The 17,863-nt window shown below is 67.8% G+C and carries 16 protein-coding genes and 4 tRNA genes; 8 read left to right on the top strand and 12 right to left on the bottom strand.

All coding sequences use genetic code 11. From position 1 onward, the window contains the following. The first annotated feature begins 186 nt into the window (after positions 1-186). Together AB5J62_RS16125 and AB5J62_RS16120 are read left to right on the top strand one after the other, a co-directional pair. Positions 187-1,425, top strand: a complete 1,239-nt coding sequence (locus AB5J62_RS16125; protein ID WP_370949024.1) for an O-antigen ligase family protein — start codon at positions 187-189, stop codon at positions 1,423-1,425. Next, on the top strand, positions 1,422-2,570 hold the full coding sequence (locus AB5J62_RS16120; protein WP_370949023.1) for a glycosyltransferase: 1,149 nt from the start codon (positions 1,422-1,424) through the stop codon (positions 2,568-2,570). The genes AB5J62_RS16125 and AB5J62_RS16120 overlap by 4 nt, the downstream gene beginning before the upstream one ends. Here the strand turns inward: AB5J62_RS16120 and AB5J62_RS16115 are convergent. Further along, positions 2,518-4,041 (bottom strand): sugar transferase, encoded by a 1,524-nt coding sequence (locus tag AB5J62_RS16115; RefSeq protein WP_370949022.1) that lies wholly within the window; start codon positions 4,039-4,041, stop codon positions 2,518-2,520. The two genes, AB5J62_RS16120 and AB5J62_RS16115, sit on opposite strands and share 53 nt — an antisense overlap. A gap of 814 nt (positions 4,042-4,855) precedes the next feature. Further along, positions 4,856-4,927: transfer RNA gene (locus tag AB5J62_RS16110), tRNA-Val, on the bottom strand. A 389-nt stretch (positions 4,928-5,316) separates the two neighbouring features. On the opposite strand from AB5J62_RS16110, the gene AB5J62_RS16105 reads away from it, so the two are divergent. From AB5J62_RS16105 to AB5J62_RS16090, 4 genes are all read left to right on the top strand, one after another. After that, on the top strand, positions 5,317-5,742 hold the full coding sequence (locus AB5J62_RS16105) for an SsgA family sporulation/cell division regulator (RefSeq protein ID WP_020672550.1): 426 nt from the start codon (positions 5,317-5,319) through the stop codon (positions 5,740-5,742). A gap of 105 nt (positions 5,743-5,847) precedes the next feature. Then, positions 5,848-5,920: transfer RNA gene (locus tag AB5J62_RS16100), tRNA-Gly, on the top strand. A 25-nt stretch (positions 5,921-5,945) separates the two neighbouring features. After that, positions 5,946-6,016, top strand: a tRNA-Cys gene (locus AB5J62_RS16095). Between the two features lies 1 nt (position 6,017). Then, positions 6,018-6,092: transfer RNA gene (locus AB5J62_RS16090), tRNA-Val, on the top strand. A 360-nt stretch (positions 6,093-6,452) separates the two neighbouring features. Here the strand turns inward: AB5J62_RS16090 and AB5J62_RS16085 are convergent. The 5 genes from AB5J62_RS16085 to AB5J62_RS16065 all read right to left on the bottom strand — a co-directional run bounded on the left by AB5J62_RS16085 (position 6,453) and on the right by AB5J62_RS16065 (position 10,862). Further along, on the bottom strand, positions 6,453-6,923 hold the full coding sequence (locus tag AB5J62_RS16085; protein ID WP_370949021.1) for a YbaB/EbfC family nucleoid-associated protein: 471 nt from the start codon (positions 6,921-6,923) through the stop codon (positions 6,453-6,455). After that, complete coding sequence (locus AB5J62_RS16080; RefSeq protein ID WP_370949020.1) at positions 6,924-7,982, bottom strand: hypothetical protein; 1,059 nt, start codon at positions 7,980-7,982, stop codon at positions 6,924-6,926. Between the two features lie 11 nt (positions 7,983-7,993). Further along, the gene (locus AB5J62_RS16075; RefSeq protein ID WP_370949019.1) at positions 7,994-8,359 is read right to left on the bottom strand and encodes a hypothetical protein; all 366 of its coding nucleotides are present in this window, start codon (positions 8,357-8,359) and stop codon (positions 7,994-7,996) included. Positions 8,360-8,563: 204 nt separating this feature from the next. Then, positions 8,564-8,980 (bottom strand): VOC family protein, encoded by a 417-nt coding sequence (locus AB5J62_RS16070; RefSeq protein ID WP_370949018.1) that lies wholly within the window; start codon positions 8,978-8,980, stop codon positions 8,564-8,566. 124 nt (positions 8,981-9,104) lie between these two features. After that, positions 9,105-10,862 carry a chitinase gene (locus AB5J62_RS16065; protein WP_370949017.1) on the bottom strand — a complete coding sequence of 586 codons (1,758 nt, stop codon included), beginning with the start codon at positions 10,860-10,862 and terminating at the stop codon, positions 9,105-9,107. Positions 10,863-11,043: 181 nt separating this feature from the next. Here AB5J62_RS16065 and AB5J62_RS16060 point away from each other — a divergent pair, with 181 nt between their 5' ends. Then, a complete protein-coding gene (locus AB5J62_RS16060; RefSeq protein WP_370949016.1) occupies positions 11,044-11,415 on the top strand; it encodes a hypothetical protein in 372 nt (123 codons plus the stop codon). A gap of 425 nt (positions 11,416-11,840) precedes the next feature. On the opposite strand, the gene AB5J62_RS16055 is transcribed toward AB5J62_RS16060, so the two are convergent. The 4 genes from AB5J62_RS16055 to AB5J62_RS16040 all read right to left on the bottom strand — a co-directional run bounded on the left by AB5J62_RS16055 (position 11,841) and on the right by AB5J62_RS16040 (position 16,510). Further along, positions 11,841-12,911 (bottom strand): polyprenyl synthetase family protein, encoded by a 1,071-nt coding sequence (locus AB5J62_RS16055; RefSeq protein WP_370949015.1) that lies wholly within the window; start codon positions 12,909-12,911, stop codon positions 11,841-11,843. Between the two features lie 121 nt (positions 12,912-13,032). Continuing rightward, positions 13,033-14,148: a cytochrome P450 gene (locus tag AB5J62_RS16050; RefSeq protein ID WP_370949014.1), complete on the bottom strand. Its 1,116-nt coding sequence runs from the start codon at positions 14,146-14,148 to the stop codon at positions 13,033-13,035. Beyond that, positions 14,145-15,482 (bottom strand): ABC1 kinase family protein, encoded by a 1,338-nt coding sequence (locus AB5J62_RS16045; protein ID WP_370949013.1) that lies wholly within the window; start codon positions 15,480-15,482, stop codon positions 14,145-14,147. Before AB5J62_RS16045 ends, AB5J62_RS16050 begins: the two co-directional genes overlap by 4 nt. Continuing rightward, entirely contained in the window at positions 15,479-16,510 is a 1,032-nt protein-coding gene (locus AB5J62_RS16040; RefSeq protein ID WP_370949012.1) for a methyltransferase, read from the bottom strand. The genes AB5J62_RS16045 and AB5J62_RS16040 overlap by 4 nt, the downstream gene beginning before the upstream one ends. A gap of 184 nt (positions 16,511-16,694) precedes the next feature. Here AB5J62_RS16040 and AB5J62_RS16035 point away from each other — a divergent pair, with 184 nt between their 5' ends. Continuing rightward, the gene (locus tag AB5J62_RS16035) at positions 16,695-17,546 is read left to right on the top strand and encodes a TIGR03621 family F420-dependent LLM class oxidoreductase (protein ID WP_370949011.1); all 852 of its coding nucleotides are present in this window, start codon (positions 16,695-16,697) and stop codon (positions 17,544-17,546) included. Between the two features lie 89 nt (positions 17,547-17,635). On the opposite strand, the gene AB5J62_RS16030 is transcribed toward AB5J62_RS16035, so the two are convergent. Further along, positions 17,636-17,860: a tautomerase family protein gene (locus tag AB5J62_RS16030; RefSeq protein WP_370949010.1), complete on the bottom strand. Its 225-nt coding sequence runs from the start codon at positions 17,858-17,860 to the stop codon at positions 17,636-17,638. Between the last annotated feature and the right edge of the window lie 3 nt (positions 17,861-17,863).

The raw sequence follows: 17,863 nt of genomic DNA, 5'->3' as shown, positions 1-17,863 counted from the left end.
CGTCACCGATCGGGTCAAGTTCAGCGGAATCGGTCACCCGTTCAGCACAACGCCGACCTGGTGGTCTGGTCCGGACCCGGTCGGCGTCACACGGATGAGTGCCAGCATAGTAATATCAGTGATCGCCTCCGGTGTTACACCGATCGCGGGATTCGTCTAGTCCATACGGTCAATTCGAGGGAACCCATGAGCTTCACCGGTGCGCGAGACCGCATTTCGGCGGTCGGCCGCACGGGGAACCCCGGGGCGATCTGGCCGGTCGCGTGCGTACTCGCGTTGGTCGTGGCGAGTGACTACAAATTCCGGCTTCGGGCCAACGACCAGGCGGTCACCGGGAACGCGGACCTGTTCGTGCTCGCCGAAATCGGAACTTACGGACTCGTCGCGGTCTTCCTTTTCGTCCGGTTCCGCCCGAACACGCGAGTGCGCAGGCCGGACGTCGTGACGTTCCTCTCTTATGCGTACGCGCTCATCCTCGCGGGCTCGGCGCTCTATTCGCCTTACCTGAAACTCGCGCTCGTCCGTGGCGCGCAGGTACTGGTCGTGCTCGCGCTGTCACGCGCGCTCGCCCGGCACGCCAAGCCCGCCGACATGCATCGGCTCGCGCATGGGTTCTTCGTGCTGATCGCCGGTTCCGTGCTGTTCGGCCTGCTGGTCCACTTCCCGCAGGGGAAGCTGCAGGCAGGCCGGTTCACCTGGCTCTACGTGCACCCGGTCGAAGCGGGCGAGATGCTGGCGATCGCCGTGGTGCTGCTCGCCGGGTACGTGCTCGCGCACGGCCTCGACCGCGCCGGTCCGCGCTGGCCGCTGCCGGTCTACCTGGTGCTGCTGGCGATCTGCGTCGGCGGGCTGGTCGCGACGAAGACCCGCGGCGCGGTGATCGGCGCCATCGTCGGCGTGCTCCTGGTGGTCTGGACCAGATGGCGCGGACAGCGCAAGGTCGAAGCGGGCGTGGTGCTCGCGGTCGTGCTGATCACCATCGCGCTGAGCAGCTCGTCGGCCATCGAGTCGTTCTTCGCGCGCGGCGAGTCGCTGGCGAAACTGTCCACCTTGAACTCGCGGACCGACCTGTGGGGCTACGCCTTTGAGCTGTTCCCCCAGCATCCGCTGTACGGCTTCGGGCTGACCGCGTCGCGCGGGCTGTTCCTAGAGAGCATCGGGCTCGGCGGCGGGCACAACGCGCTGGTCAACCTGTTGATGGACACCGGGATTCTCGGCGCGGCCTGCTGGCTGGCGCTGCTCGCGGCCGTCCTGCTGGCGGCACGGCGGCTCAGCCTGCCCGTCGAGCGGATGATGATCCTTTCGGCACTGCCCGCGATGATCGCGAACTCGGTGTTCACCGAAGGGCTCGGCGCGCCTGCCAACGTCGGCTGCACCTGGCTGTTCGTGCTCGCGGCCTGGGTGAACGTGGCGAGGCGCGCGTGAAAATCCTGATGGCGCACGCTTCGGCGGAGCTGTACGGATCGGACCGGGTGTTCGCCGAATCCGTGCGAGCGTTGCGCGACGCGGGTCACGAGGTCGTCGTCACGCTGCCGCAGGACGGGCCGCTCGCGTCGGCGCTCGGCGAGGTGGTCGTCTGCCCGGTTCCGGTGCTGCGCAAGGCCGCGCTGCGGCCATCCGGGCTCATCGGGTTACTCCGGGAGACGGCGTCGAGCCTGCGCCCGATGGTCCGTCTCATCCGGACACACCGCCCCGATGTGCTGTACGTCAACACGGTCACCGTGCCGCTGTGGCTGCCGCTGGCCCGGCTGTTCGGCACGCGGGTGCTCGCGCACGTCCACGAGGCGGAAGACGGTGTCGCGGCGCCGATCCGGGTCGCGCTGGCCGCGCCGCTGCTCGCCGCGCACACGGTCGTGGTGAACAGCCTCGCGACCGGCGAGGTGCTCCACCGGGCGCTGCCCAGCCTCGCCGCCCGGACCCGCTTGATCTACAACGGGGTTCCAGGTGCGCCGGTGACTCCGGTGCCCGGTCCTGGCCTGCGGATCGTGCTGGTCGGCCGGATCTCGCCGCGCAAGGGCACGGATGTCGCCGTGCGTGCGCTCGCGCTGCTCAGGCGTGACGGGATCGACGCGACGCTGGACCTGGTCGGGTCGATCTTCCCCGGCTACGAATGGTTCTCCGACGAGCTCGACGCGTTGATCAAGGACGGCGACCTGGCCGGTTCGGTGCGGCTGAGCGGTTTCCGTGACGACGTCTGGGACGCCTACGCCCACGCGGACGTCGCGATCGTGCCGTCGCGCGTCGAACCCTTCGGCAACACCGCGGTCGAGGCCCAGCTCGCGGGCGTGCCCGTGATCGTCACCGACGCGCAGGGCCTGCCGGAGACCGTTTCCAGTGGCGCAGCTCACGGACGGCGGGGCGCCGTCGTCCCGGCCGACGACGCCGAAGCACTGGCGGCCGAGCTGCGGAAGGTCGCCGAAAACCCCGGCGCCGCAACAGAAAAAGCCCGGTTGGCCTCCGTGGAGGCCACCGGGCTCTTCGCACCCCAGCGCTACCGCGCCGAGATCGTGTCCGTACTCAGTACGCTCCCTCGCCGCCGACCACGGCGCGCACGGTCTTCCAGAGGATGACCATGTCGAGCGCGAGTGACCAGTCCTCGACGTAGCGAAGGTCGAGCCGGATGCTTTGGTCCCACGTGAGGTCGCTGCGGCCGCTGACCTGCCACAACCCGGTCAGACCCGGCTTCACCAGCAGGCGGCGTCGTGCGTCGGAGCCGTACTTCTTGGTCTCCTCCGGCAGCGGCGGGCGCGGGCCGACGAGCGACATCTTTCCGTAAAGGACGTTGAACAACTGGGGCAGCTCGTCGAGCGAGTAACGCCGCAGCATGGAGCCGACCTTGGTGATGCGGGGATCCTTGCGCATCTTGAACAGCGGCCCGGCGCCTTCGTTGTCCTTCTCCAGCGTCTTGCGGACCTTGTCGGCGTCGGTGATCATCGTGCGGAACTTGAGCATCGTGAACGAGGCGCCGTCACGGCCGATCCGCCGCTGCCGGTAGATCACCGGGCCGCGGTCGTTCACCTTGATCGCCAGCGCGATCATCAGCAGCAACGGGGAAAGCAAGGTCAGGAGCAGCGCCGAGGCGCAGCGGTCGACGAACTCCTTCACGAGCCTCCGGCCGCCGGTGAAGCGCGGGGCGGTCACCCGCAGCAGCGGCATGCCGAGCACGCTCGACACGTTCAGCCTCGGGCCGGCGACCTCCATCAGCACCGGCGCGACCACCATCTCGGCCGAGGTCCCCTCGAGGTCCCAGGCGAGCTGCTGCAGCCGCTGCGGTGTCCAGTACTGGTCGGCGGTCACCGCGACCACGCGGTATCCGCCACGGCGCACGTGCTCGGCCAGCTCTTCGAGCCTGCCGACCACCGGAACCCCGTCGACCTCACCGGTGTCGCGCTCCGCGCCGGTTCCGCTGAACGTGCACGCCGCCTCGACCCGCCAGCCCACGTGGGGCTCGGTGCGCGTGCGGCCGATCAGATCGGCGACCGTGTCCGGGGCGCCGGCCGCCATCACCGGCAGCAGGCAGCGGCCCTGCCTGCGCTGGCGGTGCAGCACCTGACGGAGCAGATAGCGTTGAGGAAAGGTGATCAGCGCGATCACCGGCACCACGATGAACACCCATGGCTGCACGTCCAGCGCGCCGAACAGCAAGCCGCCCAAGGCGACCAGCACCGCGGCGGTGACCAGTCCCCTGCCGAGACGGCGGTATTCCTCGGCGCCCTCACCGAGCACCCGCTGGCTCCACGCACGGCTGGCAGGCAGCGCGCAGAGCACGGCGGCGATGGTGCCGATCGCATGCATGTTGTGCAATTCGAGCTTGTCGATGATCGCCGCGCTGATCGCGATCACCACCACTGTCGCCAGCACGTCCGCCCCGATGACCCAGGAGCGGTAGTGCGCTTCCCAAGCCGTCGAAGGCGTATTCCGCGAACCGGCCTCGGTGACCACCGCACGCGGCGTCCGCTTGGCAGGGCGGGGAATTTGGTGAAGGTCGATATGCGGAATCGCCTCACCCACTGGTGAGGATGACCGCACCGACTCTTCCATCGGACCTCCTGCGTCGTTCACTGCCGGATACACGCAACAAACCTCGAGTTAACCCCGAAACCAACTACAGAGAGTTATCGATCCCCGTACGCTGTCGGTCACCAATCGGGCGACACTCGCCAAGGTATCGGTGACTCTCACGACGGCGTTACAGGCGTCACAAAAGGGTTTCGACGTCCCAGAAAGCGAAATGATCACCAGTTAGATAACAGGAAGATGACGGCAAGTGATCAGCCGCTCGAATTCCACAACTACACAATGTAGTCGGAAAATCAATGACTCCACCGGCCGCCTGGCTCACCCAGCGTCCACTACTCCAGTCAGGTGACAAAACCTCGTCATTCCACAATGGACACTGCGCTGAGTAGACTTTCCACAGTGGACAAAGCGGGCGGACGGCCACCGGATGCGACGGCCGGACTGTCCAACGAGCCACCCCGCGACCGGTGACGTTCACCACCGGAAGTTCACGGTACGAATTTTCCGTCGCAGCCGGCGGCGTCCAAAGTGCCCTGTCCGCGTGTCCCACATCACGTCCGCCGGCCCACCGGGACACCCTCTTGAGACAAAGACCTGACGCCCCGCAAGCCTCTTGAGGTTCTTTGTGCGTGACGCGCGGATGCCACGGAAACGCGCAACCGGTGCACGGGTGAAAGGTGAGTGTTCCACCACCGGCGTGGAAAGCCCGCCACAGCGGCACTTCATCACGACCCCATCACCGATCTGCAAGTTGCAGAACCGGCAGGCGGGTGAAAAACCGGCCCCGGAAACACCAAAGCCCCCGGACTCGGTGAGTCCGGGGGCTTTGGTGTTGTGGGCGATACTGGGATCGAACCAGTGACCCCTTCGGTGTGAACGAAGTGCTCTCCCGCTGAGCTAATCGCCCGCCTCGCGGTGTGAAACACACTCTAGCGGACGACTTTTGGACTCCGGCAAAGGGGTGGTTCAAAGCGTGCACAGACCGCGCCAGCCCGGCCACGGAGCGAACAACGCACTGCTAGCGAGGGTTGTCCGGTGCACCCATCCGGGCAGCGACGTTCGACATTCGTGCGACGGTGCTATCCCCGGCCGGATAAACCGAGCAAGATGTATCCAGGACGACCTCAGGGGTGCATGCGAAGGCCTGCGCGTCGAGGGTGATGATGGGGTGAAGTACCGGCGCCGAGCCCCCGTACGGGTGATCTACACCAAACCCGCGAGCGGAACAGCGTTTCGGTACGTCTCTCCATTAGCACTCGGTCGACCGGGCCGGGAAGGGAGAAGAAGGGTAGGACGATGCGCAACGATCACGTGACGCTCCGCTCGACGGCGGTCTTCGACCTGCTGGCCCCGCGGACGCCCGCGGTTCCGGTGAAGGTGGAGCTGCGATACGACACCCGCGACCCGTACGCCGTGGTCGCCGCCTTCCGCACCGGACGCGCCGGCTGGGTCGAATGGGTGTACGCCCGCGACCTCCTCGCCGACGGCCTCCTCGCCGACGCAGGCGACGGCGACGTCCGCATCCGCCCCTCGGTCGAAGACCCCGAGTCGGTGCTCATCGAACTCAACTCCCCCTCCGGGCACGCGATGTTCGAAGCCTCCGCCCAGGAGCTCGCCGACTTCCTCGACCGCACCTACGACGTCGTGCTCCCCGGCAACGAGCACCTCTGGGTCGACGTCGACGACGCGCTCACCCACCTCATTCCCAACGATTTGAGCTGATGACGCGCCTGCGACACCGAAAGGCCACCCCCCTGTCACAGGCGTTCCCGGGGTGGGATATTGTTTTCACACACCACGGCGACGGGTTACCGGAACCGAGGTAGTGCGGATGTAGCGCAGCTGGTAGCGCATCACCTTGCCAAGGTGAGGGTCGCGGGTTCGAATCCCGTCATCCGCTCGGAAGGCCCTCTCGGGCCTTACACGGTGGAGTGGCCGAGAGGCGAGGCAACGGCCTGCAAAGCCGTGTACACGGGTTCGAATCCCGTCTCCACCTCGCGCGATTAGCTCAGCGGGAGAGCGCTTCCCTGACACGGAAGAGGTCACTGGTTCAATCCCAGTATCGCGCACCATCTGTTGTCGCAGTTCATAGCCCTGTTCCTCCTTGTGAGGGATGGGGCTTTTACTGTTGGATATCAAGATTCCGGTAGACAGCCTCGAGGTTCGGTGGGGCGGGAACCCCAAGGTGGCGTGTCGGCCGCGGTCGCGGACTCGCGGTTACCGAAGCGACGGGGTGTGCGGGATAAAGCCCGCTTTACTCCCGCGAGGGTTGTGCATGTTGCGGGTGGTCGGACTTCGGTGCGAGGGGACCAGCCCGCGAGCTTCTCGCGCTCGGTGGTCTATTTCAAGCCCAGCCCAAACAAAGCTCCCGACCGTCCGATCGGGACGCTTGTAACCCATTCGACATCGAACATCGAATCGGCGCCAACCGGTCACCATGCCGGGTCGAACCGCATGCCCTTGTCGTACCACTCGTCGTCCGTCTCGGGCACCGTGTTCGACGGCCGAGGCGGGTCGTCGGCCGACCGGTCACGGAGAATCGCCTTGTCGACAGGCGCGCGGCGCTCGACGGCCTGCGGCGCCGGCTCGAAGTTCAGGCGCCAGCGCAGCCGGTCGGCCAGGTAGCCCGCGTTGCCGAGCGGGCGCATCAGCTCCGCGCTGCGTTCAGCCGACTTCCGTTGCGCGTCAACGTAGGTACGCACCACGAGATCGGCGATCTCGTCCGGCGACAACCGCCGGATCGCGTCGGAAAGCCGCAAGCTGGTCATGACGCCATCGGTGTTGACCGAGACGGCGACCGCACCGTCCGGGGACGCCGAGTCCACCGAGAGCGCGGAAAGCGCGGCGACCATGGCCGCGCGATCCGGCTTCGGCGACGGCGCGGGGTCGCGCTGGTCCGTCATCTAGTCCAGCGTCCCCAGTTCCGTCGGCCCACTGTGGGTCCGGCCGTCCGGCGCGATGTCGACGTTCCCGTCGCGGACGCGCTTCTCGGTCTCCTTGGACGTCCGATCGGTCTCGAACTTCGACGGGTCGAAGGTGTCGCCGGGGCTGACATCCGGCGGCGGCGGGATCCTCGGCATGTCCTTCATGTCGTTGCCGATGCGGTCGGCGAGGGTGCCCGCCGCGTCGGCCGCGGCGTCGCGGATCTTGCCGACGCTCTTCATGAAATTCGTGTGCATCTCCATGCCGCTCTTGCCGTTCGGCTCGCCGATGAGCCCGACGGCCGCGCCGATCGCCGACCCGGCCGCGTTGCCGGCGACCAGCGCGCCGTTGGCGGCGGTGAAGATCGCGGCGCCCGCCGGTGCGGCGACACCGGCGGTGGCGACGGTCAGCAGACCGGCGATGGCGCCTGCGAAAGCACCCGCGAACACCTTGTACAGCTTGGCGTCATGGGCTTCTTCGGCGTCCTTGACGAACTGCGTCGCCTGCTCGTCGTAAGCCTTCGCAAGCGTGCAGAGGTCCTCACGTGCCGACGCGATGGCCTCGCGCGCGGCGACCACGTCGGCCTCCAGCACGGTGATCTTCGATTCGACGCGCGTGTACGCGTCCGCGAGCCCCTTGATGTAGGCCTTGACCGTGTTGGCCGCCTCGCCGCGCCAGTACTCCATGCGCTTCTCGGCCTGGTCCAGCTCGGCCCTCGAGTCGTCCTGCAGCGTCCGCCAGACCTTGTCGAGGTCGTTGATCATGCCCTGCAGGCTGTCCTTGGCGTCGTTCTCGATCTCGGCGTCGTCGAACTCGTGGAAGACGCCCACGATGTCCTTTTGCGCCTTGTCGTACCACTCGTCGCCGCCGAACATGATGTCGGAGAACCGCAGGCGCTGCAGCGCGTTCAGCGCCGTGTCGCAGCCCTCGCGCATCTCGCCGTCGAGGCCTTCCAGCAGCTTGGCCCGGTCCTTGCGGGAATCCTGGGCCCAACCCTTCGTCTCGACGTCCTCGTCGAGCGCGCCGAAATAGTCGTCCATGCTCGCTCCCCCTAGCCCTGCGCGGCCCGGTGCAGGCTCGCCTGCGCGTCGGCCTCGGCGCGCGCGTACATGTCGGCGACGGTGAGCAGCGCGTGGCTGGTGTCGCGGGTGCTCTGCTGCAGCTGCCCGATCAGGTCGAGGATCTGCTCGCGGTGCTTCTCGAAGGCCTGTGACACCGCCGGCATGCCGAGCGAGCGGCCGAAGACGTTGTACACCGGCAACATCGCGCCGATGTCGAAGATCCCGGAGCTTTCCGGCGGGGTCGGGACGTCGAGCTTGCGCACCCCGGTGTGGGCCTGCGCGGCGGCGTCGGCCGCGGCCCCGAGATGCCCGCTGGCGTCCCTGAGGTCCTGCAGGTCAGTTTCGAATCCGATCATGTGTCACCTTCGTCTTCCGGCGGGAGTGGCCATGTAAACACCGCCGAACGAGTGACACGGGTGGTTCGCGCCGATGTGCCTGCCACTGTGGCCAGGTTCACCTGGTGCGCCTACACCAAAGGTGGAGCGGGTCCTTCTTTCGCGGAAAAAGGGGCCCGATCCCGTTGGTGTCCAACAGGATCAGGCCCCTCGGCGGTCAGCGGGTCACCCCTGCTGCGCCGCCACGATGTTGACCATCCAGCCGACCCCGAAGCGGTCGGTGCACATGCCGAACTCGTCGCCCCACATCTGCTTCTCCAGCGGCACGGCGACCGTCCCGCCCTCGGCGAGCTTCTCCCAGTAGCCACGCAGCTCGTCCGCGTCGTCACCGCTGAGGCTGACCGAGATCGCGTCGCTCGGCTTGGACTCGGTGCCGGGCGCCGAGTCGGCGCCCATGATCGTGTAGCCGCTGTCGGTCTCGAGCTGGCCGTGCATGATGTTGTTCGCGTTCGACGCCTCCTTGTCGCCGAAGTCGCCGAAGGTGCTCAGCACCAGCGTGCCGCCGAAGACCTCCTTGTAGAACTCCATCGCCTCGCGCGCGTTTCCGCCGAAGCCGATGTACGGGTTGAGCCGTGAAGCCATGGCAATGCTCCTTAGTCGCGACAGGGGAAGCATCGTCGCAGAGCGATCTGGCCTCGACAACCCGAGCATTTCACTCGTGAGTGGTATGACCGGTTAGAACCGGCCATACCACTCACGAGCTTTTTCAGGGGAGGCCGTTGAGGAACGGCTCGTGCGCGTTCTGGAACTCCCAGTTGTAGTAGCGATCCCAGTTGATCGACCAGGTCATCAGCCCGCGCAGCGCGGGCGAGGCGCCGCCCCGCAACGTGTACGACCCGCAGCCGGAATTCTTGACCAGGCAGGTGACGGCGGACTGCACCGCCGCCGGCGCCGTGTGGCCGTTGCCGGCGCTGACCGCGGCCGGGAGCCCGATCGCGATCTGGTCGGGGCGCAGGCCGGGGAAGAAGTTGCCCGTGGTCGACACGCTGAACCCGGCCTTGAGCATGTCGGTCATCGCGATGTGGAAGTCCGCGCCGCCCATGAAGTGGTACTGCTGGTCCAGGCCCATCACCGGGCCGGAGTTGTAGTCCTGGACGTGCAGCACGGTCAGCGAGTCACGCAGCGCGTGGATGACCGGCAAGTAGGCACCCGTTCGGGTGTCACCGCCGCCGACGCCGCCGTAGAACTGGTAACCGACCTGGACGAAGAACGTCTCCGGCGCCATGGTCAGCACGAACCCGCTGCCGTACTTGGCTTTCAGCGACTTCAGCGCCGAGATCAGGTTGACGATCACCGGGGTGGTCGGGTTGCGGAAGTCGGTGTCGCCGGAGTTCAGCGCGAGCGAGTGGCCCTCGAAGTCGACGTCGAGGCCGTTGAGGCCGTACTTGTCGATGATCGCCGAGACCGAGCTGACGAACTTGTCCCGCGCGGCCGTCGAGGACAGCTGGACCTGGCCGTTCTGGCCGCCGATGGAGATCAGCACCTTCTTGCCCTGCGCCTGCTTGGCGCGGATGGCGGCGATGAAGTCGGCGTCGCTCTCCACGGCAGGGCATTCGGCGACCGGGCAGCGAGTGAACCGGATGTCGCCCGAGGTCACCGAGGTCGGCTCGCCGAACGCGAGGTTGATGATGTCCCACGCGGCCGGGACGTCGGCCATCTTCGTGTAGCCGGAGCCGTTGGCGAAGCTGGCGTGCAGGTAACCGATCAGCGCGTGTTTCGGCAGGCCGGTGTCCGTGCAGCCCGAGGTCGTCGCGCTCGCCTCGGTGCTGCGCGGCGACTCGCCGGCCGAGTTGTACGCGGAGACCGAGTAACTGTGCGACGAGCACGCGGCGAGTCCGGCCAGGGTGGCCGAGGTACCGGTCACGGTCGACTTCACCGCCCCGTTCTCGTACACCCGGTAGCCGGTGGCCCCGGTGACCGACGGCCAGCTCAGCGCGATCGAGTTCGCGGTGACGGTGCCGACCGAGAGCGTACCCGGCACCCCCGGCGCGCCGGGGGTGCCGCCACCAGGACCGTCGAGCGTGACGTCGTCGGCGTTGTAGGTGCCCGCGCCGTACCAGCCGTGCAGGTAGAGCTGGGCCGAGGTCTGGCTCGCGGTCGTGGTGAACGACAGCGAGAGCTTGGTGTAGGCGGTCGCGGCCGTCCACGTCGACGGGCCGCCGGTGATGCCGAGGTACACCGGGTTTCCCCGCACCCAGGCGGAGACGGTGTACGTCGTGTTCGGCACGACCGACACCGTCTGCGCGCACTGCGCGTAGTCCGAGCCGGCGGCGGTGGCGGCGAGGGCGTAGCCGCCCGAGTTCACCGGGCTGCTCACCACCGTTCCGGCCGGGCAGGTCCAGCCCGCGGTCGAGCCGCTCTCGAAACCGGGGTTGGTCAACAGGTTGGCGGCGCTCGCGGGTGCCGCCCCGAAGGCGGCCAGCATGAGCACGGCAAGGGTCACTAGCGGTCTGGAACGCCTCATCGCGGTCCTCCAGTGTGATGTGACCCCTATTGTCTAGACCAATATGGCCGCTGTCCAGAAGACCACCCGCGCCACCGGTACGCACCCGAGGTGACACTCTTCGCGAAGTTCTCGGTCGAGCGTGTCGATCCGCGGGTAACCCGTTCGACGAACGGGCAAGAGGCCACGGAAGGGGAACGAAATGAACGCGACGACCACGAACCCATGGACCCTTTCCGGCAGACTGGCCTGGGAGGACCGCGCCGAGGACGCCGGGCGGCTCGCGCCGGACGACCGGCTCACCTGCCACGTGCACGGCCGCTGGATCCACGAATGCGTGGCGTCGCCACTGCACGTCAGCCCCGTGACCAGGCATCGATGGTGCCGAGATTGCGCGTCCAGGCTGACGGTCGCGATCGACCACCTGGGCCGCACGGTCACCATGACCTGCCCCCACTGCGGCGACGGCCACAGCCCGGCGACCGCCCGCCTCGTCACCGCCTGCCAAGCCAGCCTCGCCCTGGCCAACACCCCCCAGCCGACCCAAACCCCCCTCACCCTGCTCGCAGCCTGACCCCTGACCCACCCCCACGATAAAGCCCGCTTTACCCCCCACGATAAAGCCCGCTTTACTCCCGGCGATAAAGCGGGCTTTACTCCCCACGATAAAGCCCGCTAAACTCCCCGCGATAAAGCAGGCTTTACTCCCGGGAATAAAGCAGGCTAAATCCCCGGGAGTAAAGCCCGCAAAACCCCAGGGGATAAAGCCCGCTAAACTCCAGGAAGTAAAGCAGGCTAAATCCCGGGGGATAAAGCCCGCTGAACTCCGCGAGGTAAAGCCCGCTGAACTCCGCGAGGTAAAGCCCGCTGAACTCCGCGAGGTAAAGCCCGCTGAACTCCGCGAGGTAAAGCCCGCTAAATCCCGGGGGATAAAGCCCGCTGAACTTCGCGGAGTAAAGCGGGCTTTATCGCCGGGAGTAAAGCCCGCTTTATCGCGGGTCAGGAGGGGCGGGTGGCGGCGCGGCGGGCGAAGGCGGTGAGGGCGGTGGTGACCGGGGGCGGGAGGTGGAGCGTGGCGAGTGAGCGCTCGGCGCGGCGGCAGCGGGTGGCGATCATGCGCTCGACCGAGGCGCGGGCGCCGGTCGCGTCGAGCACCGCGCGTACGCGGGCCGCGTCCACTTCGGTCAGGTCGGGATCGCCTACCAGGAAACGCAAAAGACGTTTGTCGGCCGGTTCCGCGCGGGCGAGCGCGAGCGCCATCAGCACGGTGTGCTTGCCGGACCGCAGATCGTCCACTGTGGACTTCCCGGTCTCGTCGGGGTCGCCGTAGACGCCGAGCAGGTCGTCGCGGAGCTGGAACGCCTCGCCGACCGGGATCGAAAACGCGGTGAGCCCGCGCAGCAGCGTCTTGTCCGCGCCTGCCAGCGCGGCGCCCAGATGCAACGGCCGTTCGATCGTGTACTTGGCGGTCTTCAGCCGCGCGATGAGCATCGCGTGCCCGAGGTCGGTCGTCGGCCTGCCGGTGGCGATCAGGTCGAGATACTGCCCGTACATCACCTCGGTCCGCATGGCGAACAGGATCGGCGCGATCGCCTGCCGTTGCCCGGGGGTGAGCGCCGCGCCGTACAGCAGCTCGTCGGTCCAGCTGAGCGCCAGATCGCCGAACAGGATCCCGGCGTTGACGCCCAGCAGGTCGGAATTCGGGCGATCCGGATGCCGCCCGGCGAGTATCCGATGCAGTGTCGGCTGCCCACGGCGGATGTCACTTTGATCCATGACGTCGTCGTGAATGAGCGCGAACGCGTGGAACATCTCGAGTGACGCCGCGGTCGCGATCACCGCGTCGAAACCGTCGGTGCCGCCCGCCGACTGCCAGCCGAGCACGCACAGCGCGGGCCGCAGGCGCTTGCCGCCCGCGAACACGAACTCGCCCAGCGTCTGCGGGATCCGCAGGTCGACCAGCTGCGCGTCGGTGGTCTCGCGGCTCTTGGCGTTGAAGAACCGCGCCAGATGTTTTTCGACCGCTTGGTGGATGACTTCCAGTTCCAGCGAAGCGACCGGGGTGTCCATGGGCGACCTTTCCCTCTGGTGCGACGTGAGGGACCGGAACGCACCCCAGATCTTGGGGGAGATTCGACCGGACGGCATCCTCGTCCACACGACGGGGTGATTCCGGTGGAAAGATCTCTACTCACACACGCACCGCGAGCCGCTCCAGCGCGTGGAACGCCGCGCTGGCCCGCCACCGCACCTCGGGCTCGGCCGGCACGAGATCCGGGAACCGGGCGAGCAGCCTGCTCAGCGCCTCCTCCGTCACGACGCGGGCCAACGCGGCGCCCAGGCAGAAGTGCGCTCCCCCGCCGAACGCCACCTGCGCGGAGTCTTCGCGCAGGATGTCGAAGGTGTCCGGTTCGGCGAACCGCGCCGGATCATGATTGGCACCGACGAGGTGAACGATCACCCGCTGCCCAGGCTCGACGTCCAGCCCGCCGATCCGGTGCGCGGTGACGGCGGTCCGCCCGGTGAACGCGACCGGCGGATCGATCCGGAGCACCTCCTCGACGCATTCGGTGATCAACTCCGGCTTGGCGCGCACGATCGCGGCCTGGCCGGGGCTGCGCAGCAGGTTCAGCACCCCGTTGGAGATCAGGTTCGCCGTGGTCATCAGCCCGGCGACGAGCAGCGTCAGCACGATCGCGAGCACTTCCTCCAGATCGAGCCGCTCGCCGTCGGCCTCGGCGGTGAGCATCGCGCTGATGAAGTCCTCACCCGGCTCGGCGCTGCGCTCGGCCAGCAGCGGCAACAGGAAATTCACGCAGTTCACGGTCGCCTCGGCCGCGTCGAGCAGCAGATCCTCGCCGGGGTTGAACTCCAGCAGCCGCGCGAGCCGCGGCGCCTCGGTGTAGATCAGCTGCGCGCCCTCGACGCCGACGTCGAGCAGCTCCGCGACCACGGAGACCGGGATCGGGTAGCCGAGCTCCGTGACCACGTCGAACTCGCCGCCGACGCCGTCCAGCGCGGCTTCGGCCACGGCGCCGATCCGGCCACGGAACCGCTCGATCCGGCGCGCGGTGAAACTCGGCGCGACCAGCTTGCGGAACTTGTCGTGCGCCGGGCCGTCCATGAACAACCCCAGCATGCTCCGCAGCAACGGCGGCAGCTGATCGGTGCCGCCGAGTTCGCTCATCAGCTCGATGTTGTCGCTGAGATCGCTGGCCCAGCCCTGGCCGCGCAGGATCTCCTGCGCCGTGTCGAACGAGGAGACGACGAACATGCCCACCGTCTCTTCGAAGTGGATCCCGGTCACGGCTTGCCCCCGGTGACCGCGCCGTCGAGTTCGGCGATGATCTCCGCCCAGTGCCCGGTCGAGCGCAGCGCGCCGAGTATCGCGGTGATCCCGGCGTCCATCCTGGTGTGGAAGAGCGTCTCGGGTGGCATGTTCATCTTCCTGATCACCGCGCCGTACTCGCCGAACGGCGAGAACATCCGCTTGGTGACCGCGGCCGCGTACTCGGTGGTGTAGGTGAACGGCTGCTCGGCGGTCATCGGCGTCCACTGTGCGGACATCCAGTCGAGCAGCTCGGCCGGGGTCGGCGGATCCGCCGTCAGCGAGTCGAGGTCCAGCGCCGCCTGCCACAGCCGGTCGGCGTCACCCGCGACGCCCGCCTGTTCCAGCTCGACGAGGTTCGCCACCTGCTCGGGTGTGAACCGTTTGACACAGCCGAAATCGAGGAAGCTGACCGTGCCGTCGGCGTGGAAGAGGTAGTTGCCGGGATGCGGGTCGGTGTAGGCGATCCGGAACGAGCGCAGGCTGCCCCAGAGAAACCGGTAGATCACCTCGCCCCAGCTGTCGCGCAGGTCCTGGCCGCACTCGACGGCGTCCCGCCAGCCCATGCCGTCGACGAAGTCCATGGTGAGCACGCGCCGCGTCGACAGCTCCGGCACGACCTCGGGCACCCTGATCCGCGGATGGCCGCGGTAGGCGTCGGCGAACTCGGCCTGGTTGGCGGCTTCGATCCGGTAGTCGATCTCCTCGCCGATCCGGTCGCCGATCTCCGCGACGAGTGCGCGGGTGTCGACGCCCGCCTTGTCGCCGGTGATCACGCCGCGCACGCGCAGGAAGGTGGTCAGCAGGTCCACATTGGCCAGATCGGCGGCGATCGCCGCTTCCATGCCGGGATACTGGACCTTGACGGCGACGTCCCGGCCGTCCTTGGTGGTCGCCCGGTGCACCTGGCCGATGGACGCCGCGGCCAGTGGTTTCCGCGAGAACTCGGCGAAGATCTCGTCGGGATGCGCGCCGAGTTCGGCTTCCAGCACGGAAACCGCGTCCGCCCAGTCCATCGGCGGCGCGTCGGACTGCAGTTTCCCGAACGCGTTCCGGTAAGCGCCGCCCTGCGCGTCGACCGACATGAACGAGATGATCTGCCCTGCCTTCATCAGCACGCCGCGCGAGCGTCCCAGCAGGACCTGGTACCGGCCGGCGGCCCGCTCCCGCGCGGCGGCCGACTTGCCCTCCGCGCCGAGCACCCGCTGCTGCAGCGCGGCGACCACGGTCTCACCCGCGGTCCGCCCGGCGAGCGCCGCCAGTGGCAGCGCCCGCCGCAGCCGTCCGGCCGGTACCGGCTCCCGCTCGCTCATCGCTGCGCCGGCACCGCGCGCAGCACGCTGAACCCGCTCTGCCCGCACGGGGTGACGGTGTCCAGCTCGAACCCGGCCTCGGCGAGCAGCTCCGCGAACTGCTCACGGGTGCGCTCGCGGCTGCCGGTGCCGAGCATCAGGTTGAGGTCGCTCATGATCGCGTGCACGTTCGGGGCCTCAGGGGCAGCACCGAACTTGCCGGTCATCACGAATTCGATCAGGTACAGCACCGAATGCGGCTTCGCGGCGGCGCGGACGACCTTCAGGATCTCCGTGGCGCGCTCGTCCGGCCAGTCGTGGATGACGCTCTTGAGCAGGTACGCGTCGTAGCCCGCAGGCACCGAATCGAAGAAGTCGACCTCGACGGTCTCACACCGGTCTTCGACACCCGCTTCGGCGAGCACGGACGGCGCGTCGTTGAGCCCGCCCGAGGTGTCGGCGAGCACGCCGCGCAGCTCCGGGTTGGCGCCGAGCAGCGCCGCGAGCAGCAGGCCGTTGCCACCGCCGACGTCGACCAGCGTGCCGTGCTCGCCGGGGTTGAACGTCGCGACGATGTCCGGCAATACCGTGAGGGTGGCCTCGGACATGGCGGTCGAGAACATCGGCTTGAGTTCGGGGTGGTCGTCCATGTACGCCCACATTTTCTTGCCGTGCACCTTTTCGAACGCGGGCTCACCGGTGCGCACGGTCGATTCCAGCTCGCCCCACACCGGCCACGACATCGAGCCGGACGAGAGCAGCGCGAAATTGCGCACCGAGTTCGGCGTGTCCTTGCGCAGCACCGAACCCAGCTCGGTCAGCCGCAGTTTCCCGCCCTCGATTTCCTGTACCAGCCCCAAAACCCCCGCCGCACGCAGCAGACGCTCCAGCGAGGGCGCGTGCGTCCCGCTCAGTTCGGCCAGCTCTTCGACCGTGCGGTCCCGCTCGCCCAGGAAGTCGGGGACCTCCAGGCTCGCCAGCGTCTGCAAGACCTTCGCCGGAATATAGGCGGCCAGCATGGGCAGCAATTGCCCTGGATCTGCGCTCATTACGCTCCCTATTCGCATGAAGGCGCGGCGGAATCATTCCCCAGTCGCTCGCGCCCATTCAGTCTTGCCGAATAAGGCCGGAAAACGCAAATGTCAAATTTTTCCCAAGTTTTGGTCAGAGCGCGTTGCCGGACCTCCGGCGCGTGACCAGGCTGGGGCCCAACAGCGAGCACTGGAGGGGAACGTGGATTTTCGGTTCGGGATCAGCATGCTGGTGCCCCCGTCGAAGCAGGAATGGCAGGCGAAGTGCCGCCAGGCGGAGCAGGCGGGCTTCGACGTGATCGGCGTGTCGGACCACGTCGGGCTGGCTTCGGCGTTCCCGAGCCTGGTCGCGGCCGCCGAGGTCACCGAACGCGTGCGCCTCAACACCTACATGCTCAACGCGGGTTTCTACAACCCGACGATGCTGGCCCGCGACGTCGCCACCGCCGACCAGCTCACCGGCGGCCGCATCGAGGTCGGCATCGGCTCCGGCTCGCTCAAGGTCGAGTTCGACATGGCGGGCCTCGACTTCGGCACACCCGGTGAACGCGTGGCCCACGTCCGCCGCACCGCGGAGGCGCTGAAGAACCCGCACCAGTACCCGCAGCCTACGCAGGAAGGCGGCGCCGCCGTCATGGTCGCGGGCTGGGGTGACCGCATGCTCGCCGTCGCCGCCGAACTGGCCGACGTCGTCGCGCTCACCGGCGGTCCCACCGGCGGCCCGACACCGACGCTGTCCCCCGCCGACGTGCTCGAGGAGCGCACGACCTACGTCCGCAAGTTCGCGGGCGAGCGGCGGATCGAGCTGAACGCGATGGTGCCCGCGGTCGTCATCACCGAGGACCGCAAGGCCGCCGCGCAGGAGCTGTCGCATCAGCTCTTCACCGGCCTCACGGTCGACGAGATCCTCGAACTCCCGAGCGCCATCGTCGGCACGCCCCGCGAATGCGCCGACCAGATCCGCGCGCACCGTGAGCGTTTCGGCTTCACCTACTTCACGGTCTTCGAGCCCTTCCTGGCCGACTTCGCCAAGGTCATCGAGCACCTCCGCTGACAACACCGGGATAAAGCGGGCTTTACTCCCGGGGATTTAGCGGGCTTTATCCCCGGGAGTAAAGCCCGCTTTATCCCGGCTTGCGGGGCCTAGTAGTTCGGGGTCTTGCGTAAGAACTCGGGGCGGGCGACGATTTCGGGCAGGTAGACGCGGTCGTTCCAGGACTCGGGTGAGACGGCCTCGACCGCGATCGAGACGACGCCTTCGTCGCAGCCGAAGGCGTCCGTGACCGCCTTGGTGACCGCGGAGACCAAGGCCGCCTCGCGGTCGTTGGTGAGCGGGGCCGGGAAGTGCTTGATGCTGACGTGGGGCATGAC

Source organism: Amycolatopsis sp. cg5 (assembly GCF_041346955.1).
Lineage (GTDB): Bacteria > Actinomycetota > Actinomycetes > Mycobacteriales > Pseudonocardiaceae > Amycolatopsis.
This window is presented reverse-complemented; position numbering and strand designations above follow the sequence as displayed.